Raw genomic sequence first — 11,022 nt, 5'->3', positions numbered from 1 at the left:
TGTCCGAAGCCAATTCATCTCCCACCTACTCACTTCGCGTTCCTTGAGGAAGGAGTCTTCTTGGCTAAAATGATAAAGTTATTTTATTGATGTATCTATCTCATAATAGTTGTATGAGCCAGGGATAGCCCTCATTCCCCCATCATTTCCACCAATCATTAATTTCAGATGTGGTGGTTTATTTTTTTTATCACTACCTTATCCTTTTCAGATCCAATGACATTCACTTTATAAGGATGATTTGTCAGGATATTCATTAATTGATTGGCCATATATTGAGGGGTGTAAACCAGGTCGTTTTTAAACCAATAAACCAGCATTCCTAAGATGGAATAGGCTGTATAATAAGAATTTATTTCATGATTAATATGATGGTTTGGATTTATTCGTACCGCTCTTAAATTTTTTAAAAAATGCTCATTGATTATTTCACACAAATACTCTTGAAAACCTGAATACACATGTTTATTCAGCATTAATTGATAATAATCAACATTATTCCAAAAGTGCGTGAATAGCGCCATTGCCGCAGAAGACATTTCTTCAAATAGGATATCCTTGTCGTTTGGGTAGGAGTCAACTAATGCTTTAATCAAGTCTTCCATCTTTTCTTGAACTATTTCTTCTAATAAATTTTCTTTGCTTTCGTAATGGGAATAGAAGGTTCCTCTATTACAATCCGCTCTTTCTGTGATCTCCGTAATGGATATTGACTTTAAATCTTTTTCTGCCATTAATGAAAAAAGAGATTTTTTTAAGGCTACTTTTGATCGCTTAACTCTTCTGTCCGTTTTTGGATTATTTTTCATCAAATTCCCCTCCAATGTTCAATATTTCATAAAAAAAAGACACATACAAATGATTTGGTTGATACTCGACAATACTAGATTTTTTGATTATGGTCATACTCTGTTCTCGATATTATAATATAACTAACAATTGAACGATAACAAACAGCTGATGGATAATCAACAATTGTTTGTTTTTGTAAATTTCAAACAAAAAAGAAGGGAAAGTACATGAGTACAAAAACGAATACTATCACGTTTACGAATTCTCGACCAATTAACAGATATAATTGAATCCAATCATATTACTACCTAAAGTAATGAACGCTTATAATTAGGGTTTTGTGACTGATTAACGAAAACATATCTAAAAAAGAGGTATACACAATGAATACAAAGCTAAAACGTCCAACGACAATGAAAACCTAGTTGTTTGAAGACGTTAGAAAAAATGAAATCTTGTTTGGAAGTTTTACGGAAATTTGTGAGCTGATTGAAAGCAAAAAGGGAGAATTAACAGACAAGTGGGTTCAAGATGTTGAGGACAGTTAATGGATAACTATCAGCAACAATTCATTAATTTACATAAAGGGGAGAGGGTTACAAATGGTTATAAAGGAAATACCGCAACCAAAAACAGATGGAGATCTTGGAAATTTATTATTATTAAATAAAGAAAAACCACTTCAATCTTTAATGAAAATTGCTGATCAAATGGGAGAAATATTTAAGTTTGAAACACCAAATCAGGTGACGCGTTATGTATCTAGTCAACGATTAGTTAAAGAGGTATGTGATGAATCACGCTTTGATAAAAGCATAGGCCCAGCACTCAAAAATGTAAGAAGCTTTGCTGGAGATGGTCTTTTTACGAGTTGGTCATACGAAAAGAACTGGAAAAAAGCTCATAACATTTTATTACCAATTTTTAGTCAACAAGCAATGAAGGGGTACCATGCGATGATGGTAGATATCGCTATGCAGTTGATTCAAAAATGGGAGCGCTTAAATGCTGATGAGCACATTGATGTACCAGAGGATATGACACGTCTGACACTTGATACAATTGGACTTTGTGGTTTTAATTATCGCTTTAACAGTTTCTATCGTGATCAGCCTCATCCATTTATTATGAGCATGGTGCGTGCACTAGATGAGTCAATGAGCCAATTACAGCGTGTGAATCCAGATAATCCATTATATAAGGAGAAAAAATTTCAACTTCAAAAAGATATTCAATACATGAATGGGTTAGTGGATAAAATAATCGCAGATCGAAAAATAAGTGGTGAGCAAGGAGATGATTTGCTTGCTCATATGCTAAACGGAAAAGACCCGGAAACAGGAGAAATGTTAGATGATGAAAATATTCGTTATCAAATGATTACATTTTTAATCGCAGGCCATGAGACGACGAGTGGTCTATTGTCGTTCGCACTTTATTTCTTAGTGAAAAATCCGCATATTTTACATAAAGCAACAGAAGAAGCAACTCGTGTATTGATAGATCCTGTTCCTACTTATAGACAAGTGAAGCAGTTGAAATATATTACTATGGTATTAAATGAATCCCTTCGTTTATGGCCAACTGCTCCTGCTTTTTCACTATATCCAAAAGAAGACACTGCGCTTGGTGGAGAATATTTGTTAAAGCAGGGAGAAGAGATTAAGGTACTTATTCCACAGCTTCACCGTGATAAAACAATTTGGGGTGAGGATGTAGAGGGATTTCGACCAGAACGTTTCGAAAATCCAAGTACAATTCCACAGCACGCATTCAAGCCTTTTGGAAACGGACAGCGTGCATGTATAGGACAGCAGTTTGCAATTCATGAAGCGACTCTTGTACTTGGAATGATGTTGAAGCATTTTGATTTTTATGATCATGAAAATTACGAATTAGATATTAAAGAAACTTTAACGTTAAAACCAGAAGGGCTTACTGTAAAAGCAGTATCAAAAAAAATCCCTCTAGGTGGTATTCCTGCTCCTTACCGTGAACAGCCAGAAAAAAATGTTCGTAAAGTAGTGGATAATGTTCATAACACGCCATTACTCGTACTACATGGTTCCAATATGGGGACAGCAGAAGGAATAGCACGTGAATTAGTAGATATCGCTCTTAGTAAAGGATTTGCAGCACAAGCTGCTTCATTAGATTCTCATGCAGGGAACCTTCCTAAAAAAGGAGTGGTATTGATTATCTCTGCTTCTTATAACGGAAATCCGCCTGATAATGCGAAGAAGTTTGTAGAGTGGTTGGAGAAAGCATCTGAGCATGAAGTGAAAGGTGTTCACTATGCTGTATTTGGCTGCGGCGATAAGAGCTGGGCCACTACCTATCAAAAGGTACCTTTCTTTATTGATGAACAACTTGCAATAAAAGGAGCAGAGCGTCTAACAGAGCGTGGTGAAGGAGATGCAAGTGATGACTTTGAAGAAGCTTATGAAGAGTGGCGTGAGCAGCTATGGAATGATGTAGCAGATCACTTCAAGCTTGATATCGAAGGAAGTGAGACAAGTGCCTTTACTCTTTCTATTAAATTTGTAGACAGTGTAGCGGAAACAAATTTAGCAAAAATGTATCCTACTTTTACAACAAAAACTGTAAAGAATGAAGAATTACAACAGCCATGTAGCTCAAGAAGTACAAGACACCTTGAAATTTCTTTACCGAATAATGTAACTTACAAAGAAGGCGACCATCTAGGGGTGATTCCGAGAAACTATCCAGAATTAGTGAATCGTGTACTATCCCGTTTTCAGCTAAATGGATCTGACTATATCCGTTTAACTGGTGACAATACAAAGCTAGTACATCTTCCTTTAAATCACACTGTTTCAATTAATGAGTTACTGCAATTTGTAGAACTTCAAGAACCGGTCACAAGAAATCAATTACGTGCAATGGCAGCAAAAACTGTTTGTCCGCCACACAAAATAGAGCTCGAAGCACTATTAGAAAAACGTGTATATAAAGAACAAGTTTTATCCAGACGATTAACTATGCTTGAATTATTAGAGAGATACCCAGCATGCGAAATGGAATTTAGTAATTTTATAGAATTACTTCCAGCATTGCGTCCACGATATTATTCAATTTCTTCTTCGCCAAGAGTAAATGACCAGAAATTGAGTATTACCGTTGGTGTTGTGGAAGACAATGCATGGAGTGGAAATGGAAAATACAGAGGAATTGCTTCTACCTACTTAGCTCAGCTTAAAGAGGGAGATTCGATTACATGTTTTATTTCAAATTCACAGTCTGGCTTCGAACTTCCGAAAAATCCTAAAACCCCGATTATTATGGTGGGGCCGGGAACAGGAATTGCACCATTTAGAGGTTTTCTGCAAGCTCGAAAATCAATGAAAATTAATGGTGAATCATTAGGTGAAGCGCATCTCTATTTTGGGTGTCGTTCACCTAAAGAGGATTATCTATATCAAGAAGAACTTGGACAAACACAGAAAGAAGGAATTGTGGCTCTTCACACAGCTTTCTCTCGAATGAAGGATCAGCCGAAAATATACGTTCAGCATTTAATAAAACAAGATGCTGCAAAGGTGATTAATTTACTTAATCAAGGTGCGCATTTGTATATATGTGGTGATGGAAGAGAGATAGCGCCTGATGTAGAAAATACGCTTATAAAAAGTTACGCTGATATTTATAATGTGAGTGAACCAGAAGCACGTGCGTGGCTACAACAGTTAGAAGAAAACCTGTATTATTCAAAAGATGTTTGGGCGGGATAATAAAAAAATGTATTAGGGTTCTGTTGCAAAGTTTAAAAATCATTTAATCGTTCGTAATTCGAATAAAACAGGAAATAAGTTTTTGGGCTGTTCTCAATATCCCACATGTACACATACAGACCCAAATAACAAAAGAGCTGTGATGAAAATTCAGCTCTTTTGTTATTTTTAGAAATTAATTTTAAAAAATCATACTCTCATCAAAAAAAGGCTTCTTAGGTTTCGATATAACCAATGTTTATTTAAAAGTGAATGACATAAGACCTAAATAACAAAGGGTGTGTTGTAAGCGAAAATAAGTGGTTTAAAGTGAGTTAAGGATGTTATTAAGAATTTTTCTGTGAAATATCTGAAAAACAAATAAATAACCTTGTAAGGTTTGTTATTTTATAAAGGTAAGGAGTGAAAATATTGGAGAATACAGTAAAAGAAATCATTGATGATTTAGAGTATCTGTTCAGAAATGGAGAAATTGGCATGGAAGTAACTAATCCGGCTTACTATCAGAGGTTTTGCAAAGTACTAGATGTAACAGAAATGCGCTATGATTTACACATTCATGAATATGATGGGGATTCCCTAGTTGTTAAATTAGTGTAAAATACAAATATTTAAGGGGTTAATTTTCTTGAAATATAAAAAGAGAATGGGGAGGAAAAGGTTATAAAAATTGGTACATCTGAATGGCTTTTTCTTAGTAAGGATATTAAGCTGAAGTTGATCCGTTTGGCTGTCATAGATAGTAAATATAAACAAGCAAAATAATAACCCTTCATTTGCTTAACAGCAAACAAAGGAGAATGCCCATGAAAGAAATTGATAAATACATGACGCCATCTGAAGCAGCTTTTTATTGGGGGATTCCTCGTGAGACAATTAAGAATAAATATAGCCCCTCTCTAATGAACGAGAAGTAAATAAATGATTTAGAACGCATGTTACAAGAAGATTTAGTGAAGTATTTTTTGCATCCTGAAGGGAAGCGTAAGGAATGGATTATAAGCCGACAGGCAATGTATGAATGGTTTGGAGAACCAAAAGATAAGTAGGAAAGGGGGATAATAATGCAAGAGGAAACATTTTCTCTCTGGGGAGGATTCAAGAGCGCATTTCGTTTGATTATTTGGTTTTGGATCGTTATGTTTTTGCTATTTGGTGAAAGCTTGCTACAATAGAACCAGGTCGAATGGAAAATACCCTTAGGCAGCTCTCGTAGATTTATGGTCTATGAGGGCTTTTATTTTGAGTCTTTAATAATTTCACGTACCGAATTTTTTATAAAAACATTTATCTTAAAAACTTAGTATATGTATACATTCAAATATTGATTTGAAATAGGGGTTTGGAAACGATTCGAGAGATGAGGGGCCACCATGGAAAATAAATATACAACCAAGAGAGAAATCTTTAAGTTTTGACTTTTATATCCTAAATTTTAAGGGTAAATTAAGTTTCAATTGATAGAAAGGATATTCTTTTAACTAACCATTATCAATAGGGTTTACTCCATTGATAAGATTACAAGTTATTGATTTTAAAGGATTTAGAGGTTCTCAAATACAATTATCAAAATTGTATCGTGATATTTAATTCCAGAGTGGCCCTCGAAACCCATAATAGTTTCCGTACCCCTATAAGATTTTAAATTTTTTAATAAAAAAGATAATATATAGATAAATATGGTAAAATCATATTTGGATGGAAGTCCAAATATATATTATAAAAATTAAAGTGGTTTAAGTCGGAGAGAGGCACCTTAGGGTGTCTTTTCTTTATGTAAAAAATGCCCATATTAGATGAGTGGCTTAGGATATTGCTTTTCAGACGATAAAATTAAGCAACTATATTATCAGTACATCAAAAAATGTTTTTTAAACGGAACACCAAACAAAAAACTCTGTAAAATTATTACAGAGTTTTATCTCGACTTTTCATTTACTATTTACTTGGTGATAACGTCAAATCTCCAAATTTCTTTTTAATAGCTGGAGTTGTTGTCTTAAATTTATATTCATCACCATCTTTTTTAATTTCAAATACAATTGGCTCTTTCCCATCTTCTTCTAAACTAATTTCATCTTTTTTAATTTTATATGTAAACCCTCTTGTGAAAGCTCCTATCTTGAAAGAAACCGTATTTTTAGCGAATTCTGCTGTATATGATTCCCCATTGGTAGCAACGACATTCCACTTTTTAGATTGCAAATCATCTGATGGATCTTTACCACAAGCACTTAACCCCATAATTGCTATAACTATTAATAAAACATAAATACTTTTTCTTTCTCCCCCTTTAAATAACAAAAAGGATATGCTTTTGCCCTTTAAAAGCTGAAAGGCATTCCCTTTCTATATTTCCCCTAAAATACCTTTCTATGTATATTGTTTTACAATAAATTACAAAAACAGTCAAAGGTATTCATATATTGTTGTAGTAAGTTTTACAAAAAAATTGGTCAAACTTTTTTATAATATTTGTACACTAATTCACAACAATGAATCTATTTTTGACCAATCTTTTTTCAAAATATGAAGAGTTCTTCTTTAATAAAAACAACATTTTTAGCATACTTTGAATCAAACTTTATTCAAAACCAACAACTACAATATGGCTTGTAGCGGGGCTCTTATATTTTTAGATCAGAATTAAATAACGTTATTATCACTTTACAGATACGTTATGTTAACTGAGCATGTATACAATATACAACCAAAATCAAACAACATATCATTTCTGTTAAATGGTAAAATAGGGAAAAGGAGGGGCGTAAGTGAAATATATTAACGGATTGTACATATCACTTATATTGATGATGTTTATTAATTTACTTAATACTACAATATTTGATAATGAATATTCAGGGATAACAATGTATCTCTCTTCCGTTATATTCATAATTGGGAGCACATTTTTTGGAAATGCAAAACGGCTTAAAATTAGTGAGAAAAAATAAACCATTTAGGAGGTGACAATCATTAATGAAACAACAAGAACACGTTATCTTTCGTGAGGTTCAGCGATCCCCAATTTGGGTATGGATACTCATATTAGGGATCGCCATACTGATGTGGTATGGATTCATTCAACAAATTATTCTTGATACCCCGTTTGGAGATAAACCAGCTCCCAATGGTGTATTAGTTGTTTTGTGGTTGTTTTTCGGGATTGTCTTTCCTGTGTTAATGCTTGGAGTATTGAAACTGATCATTAGGTCCGTGAAAAAGGTCTTTATGTTCGTTTTGTTCCTTTTCATCTTCAATATAAGCAGTACCTTTTCAAAAATATACATCACTATGAATGCATTACTTATAGTCCACTAAAACGATTTGGGGGATGTGGAATTCGTTTTAACCTTAAGGGTGAAAAAGCATATAACATGAATGGAAAGAAAGGTATAGAGTTAAAGTTGAAATATAACACAGTGGTAATCGGCACTCAAAAATCAGACGAATTAAAAAAAGCATTGGACTCAGTACAAAAAGTATAATGAAAATTAATCTTCAACAAACGGGCGCAATTCAAGAATTTGTACTAGGTATACCTAATTTAAAAATAACTTAAATTTACTTCTGAGAACGGTAAGTATGTGAACTTCATATCAGATTGGTATTTAATAAAAGAAATTTTATAAGTTGATCGAACATCTAAAAGGAGTATGGGGTATTTTGAGAAAATCTAAACCTACGTAAATGGGACTGCCCTTCTTGTCGTACACACCATGATAGGGATATTAACGCAAGTATCAATCTAAAGAATGAAGCGATAAGGCTTCTAACCGCAAGGACTGTGGAGATAGCCTAATAAATTAGAGTTCGATAGAACTCTTTACTTAGGAATCCCCCTCTTCTAAACGAAGTGAAAGTGGTAGTTCAAGAGGCGGAAAAGGAAAAATGAGGGGAAATATGAGCAAAAAAAGAAAACGTTATAATCATTATGCTAAAAATATTAAAAAGAAGAGAAAGAGAGCGGATTCGAAACCAACACTTATTCAAAGAATGTTACGATTGACGGCGAAAATCTTATATGCCATCATTGTATTGTTTATTATTTCTATAGTTAAGTATGTGATACTTCCGGATTATTGGAGTGAACTTCCAGTTGAGGTTGCAGTCATTCCTTTTTTTATCTTGTATTTCCATCTGTTTGATGATATATGGCCAGAAGAAAATAGGAAGAATAGTAGAAGAAAAATGAAGGAAATAGAATCGAAACCAACATTTATTCAAAGAATGTTACGTTTGATAGCAAAAATTTCATATGTCATCATTGCAATTTGTATTTACTGCATCATATCTATATTTTTTGTGTCTTGGGGCTTTTTGGGGGATTTATTACTTGGGATGTTAATGATTGTTTTCATTGTCTTGTATTATCAGCTGTTTGTATGGCAAAACAAGAATGTGAATAGGAATACGAGTGAAAGAAAAAATTCTGGAGATAGTGATTCAGATTTATCATCGGGGTACTAGGATAGCAGTAACGGTTGTGATAATACGAATGATAGTAACTTCCGTAACTTAGGAGATGATGAAAGAAATTCAAACATAAATTAGTTTGTAAATGTTTGGGATGCGTGAATTGAGAAATACATAATCCGATTCTTTCTGCAATGAAATTAGACTATGTTATTCATGATATTAAAAGAGACGACTCAAAGAACAAGGGGCATCAAGTTTTTGAGTTGTCTCTTTTTTATCTTTAAATCACCGCATCAAAGTCATTTAAATTGGTAAACGTCAAGTAACTCAAAAATATACAACAAAGGTTGATTTTAGAGTTACTTGACGTTTACTTTTTAATCAAACTTTATTTCAAAGCTACAATAACACCACTTATCAGTAGTCCATGTATCTAGAAATCTCAAAAAGTCCCTTCAGATTTCTGAAGAGACTTTTTATTCATAAAACTATTAGAAAAGTTACTTAAAAGATTTTTTCCAATTTGAATAATAATAAATGAACTGAATTAATAAAGTTATTACTGCAATGCCAGTAAAGGTTACAAAATAAGTTAATCCCAATTCTAATAAATATATTACTATTAGCGCGTTAACTACTAAAGGAATTGAAGCTAAAACATTATAAAAACGTTTTTTATAAAAAAGATGATCTTTTTCATTTATATAATTATTGACCATAAAAATCCTCCTCGTACTGTCCACAAGTACATTATCTCTTTTCGAATATGTGTTACATATCCCATGTAAATTTAGCACATAATTTAATTGGACTTACAGATTGCTCTTCAACGAAAATTATACCTCATTTTTTGTAAAAAATATACAATTTAAACTTTTCGTAAAATATATAATGGAAACATCTGTTATACGAACGCATTAGAATAGTATAGTTATCTATACCTATGAATGAATATTATTATGATGTTGATATTGTTTTAAAGGGTTTTATACGAAATGAACAAATGGATTTTTTAGGAAACGAAAATGATATACTATTTTATTTTCTTAATTCACATAATTTTCGAAATTAAAATCTATGGATGTTAATATTTGTTATATAATATATTTGTCAAAGCATTACCCCTGTAGTTTCTAAGATGAACCTGTAAGATAGTTTGTTTGTCCCGTATATTCACCTTAAACAAAAAAACTTGTAGGGATTCCTACAAGTTCTTTTTGTTTTTCCGGTTAAATGTTGACTTGAAATAAAGTTACTATTTTTTGAGGGGGAAAAGTAAATGTTTGTAAAAGCAGAAAGATTATTAATACGAAAATTTGAGTTCAAAGATTGGCAAGCTGTCCATGAGTATACATCAGATATCAATGTTATGAAATACATACCCGAAGGGGTTTTTACTGAAGAAGATACAAGAAACTTTGTGAATGAAAACATTGGTGAAAATGCTAAGAACTTTCCTGTGGTATTAATAGATGACAATATCCTAATTGGTCATATTGTTTTTCATAAATATTTTGGTGAACATACTTATGAGATTGGTTGGGTGTTCAATTCTAAATATTTCAATAAAGGATATGCTTCTGAAGCAGCAAAAGCTACATTGAAATATGGGTTTAAGGAAATGAAATTACATAGAATTATAGCTACATGTCAGCCACAGAATACCCCATCATATCGAGTGATGGAGAAGATTGGAATGAGAAGAGAAGGCTATTTTAGGAAGTGTATACCACATGGAAATGAATGGTGGGATGAGTATTATTACGCTATTTTAGAAGAAGAATAGGGTTCTGGTGCAAACACTCCAAAACTTGGACATACTGATACTAGTACTCTAAAAAAGGAAGTGATTAGTATGGAAAAGTAAAATCTATTCTTTCAGGAATAGAAACGATGCATATCATTACAAAAAGGAATCCATAACGGGTTCCTTTTTTACACCCTTCAAAAGGTACACTTTTTAAACGCATAGCACCACAGCTTGTTCTTTCTAGAAGAATGAAAGGATCTTCTCGCTGGAATAAACAACGAGTAAAAGTAGCTAGAATTCATGAATACA

Annotated in this window: 9 protein-coding genes and 3 pseudogenes; 9 read left to right on the top strand and 3 right to left on the bottom strand. The window is 32.8% G+C overall.

The features are described 5' to 3' along the window. Nucleotides 1–164: 164 nt before the first annotated feature. Entirely contained in the window at nt 165–809 is a 645-nt protein-coding gene (locus JDS80_RS29705) for a TetR/AcrR family transcriptional regulator (RefSeq protein ID WP_098890402.1), read from the bottom strand. A gap of 585 nt (nt 810–1,394) precedes the next feature. Here JDS80_RS29705 and JDS80_RS29700 point away from each other — a divergent pair. From JDS80_RS29700 to JDS80_RS29685, 4 genes and pseudogenes are all read left to right on the top strand, one after another. Then, entirely contained in the window at nt 1,395–4,544 is a 3,150-nt protein-coding gene (locus JDS80_RS29700; protein WP_199640700.1) for a bifunctional cytochrome P450/NADPH--P450 reductase, read from the top strand. A 34-nt stretch (nt 4,545–4,578) separates the two neighbouring features. Beyond that, nucleotides 4,579–4,716 (top strand): annotated as a pseudogene (locus tag JDS80_RS29695) (topoisomerase DNA-binding C4 zinc finger domain-containing protein); the annotation flags it as partial. 239 nt (nt 4,717–4,955) lie between these two features. Beyond that, nucleotides 4,956–5,144, top strand: coding sequence for a hypothetical protein (locus JDS80_RS29690; RefSeq protein ID WP_071734889.1), 189 nt, complete (start codon nt 4,956–4,958; stop codon nt 5,142–5,144). A gap of 206 nt (nt 5,145–5,350) precedes the next feature. Next, nucleotides 5,351–5,593, top strand: a pseudogene (locus tag JDS80_RS29685) (DNA-binding protein). A gap of 889 nt (nt 5,594–6,482) precedes the next feature. On the opposite strand, the gene JDS80_RS29680 reads toward JDS80_RS29685, so the two are convergent. After that, nucleotides 6,483–6,848, bottom strand: a complete 366-nt coding sequence (locus JDS80_RS29680; protein ID WP_242477460.1) for a hypothetical protein — start codon at nt 6,846–6,848, stop codon at nt 6,483–6,485. 467 nt (nt 6,849–7,315) lie between these two features. On the opposite strand from JDS80_RS29680, the gene JDS80_RS32200 reads away from it, so the two are divergent. The 4 genes and pseudogenes from JDS80_RS32200 (at nt 7,316) to JDS80_RS29660 (ending at nt 9,014) form a co-directional block, all read left to right on the top strand. Beyond that, nucleotides 7,316–7,498, top strand: coding sequence for a hypothetical protein (locus JDS80_RS32200; protein ID WP_071734887.1), 183 nt, complete (start codon nt 7,316–7,318; stop codon nt 7,496–7,498). A gap of 25 nt (nt 7,499–7,523) precedes the next feature. After that, entirely contained in the window at nt 7,524–7,865 is a 342-nt protein-coding gene (locus JDS80_RS29670) for a DUF6141 family protein (RefSeq protein ID WP_242477459.1), read from the top strand. 349 nt (nt 7,866–8,214) lie between these two features. After that, a pseudogene (locus JDS80_RS29665) lies at nt 8,215–8,346 on the top strand (zinc ribbon domain-containing protein); the annotation flags it as partial. Nucleotides 8,347–8,447: 101 nt separating this feature from the next. Continuing rightward, on the top strand, nt 8,448–9,014 hold the full coding sequence (locus JDS80_RS29660; RefSeq protein ID WP_199640699.1) for a hypothetical protein: 567 nt from the start codon (nt 8,448–8,450) through the stop codon (nt 9,012–9,014). Nucleotides 9,015–9,463: 449 nt separating this feature from the next. Here JDS80_RS29660 and JDS80_RS29655 read toward each other — a convergent pair whose 3' ends face one another. Then, nucleotides 9,464–9,682, bottom strand: coding sequence for a hypothetical protein (locus tag JDS80_RS29655; protein ID WP_071746629.1), 219 nt, complete (start codon nt 9,680–9,682; stop codon nt 9,464–9,466). A 560-nt stretch (nt 9,683–10,242) separates the two neighbouring features. Between JDS80_RS29655 and JDS80_RS29650 the strand changes: the two genes are divergently transcribed. Beyond that, on the top strand, nt 10,243–10,749 hold the full coding sequence (locus tag JDS80_RS29650; RefSeq protein WP_071734884.1) for a GNAT family N-acetyltransferase: 507 nt from the start codon (nt 10,243–10,245) through the stop codon (nt 10,747–10,749). Nucleotides 10,750–11,022 lie beyond the last annotated feature (273 nt).

Origin of the sequence: Bacillus cereus group sp. N8, from assembly GCF_016483685.1 — a bacterium.
Lineage (GTDB): Bacteria > Bacillota > Bacilli > Bacillales > Bacillaceae_G > Bacillus_A > Bacillus_A proteolyticus.
The sequence above is the reverse complement of the archived record's forward strand: the minus strand, read 5'-3'. Positions and strand labels throughout refer to the sequence as shown.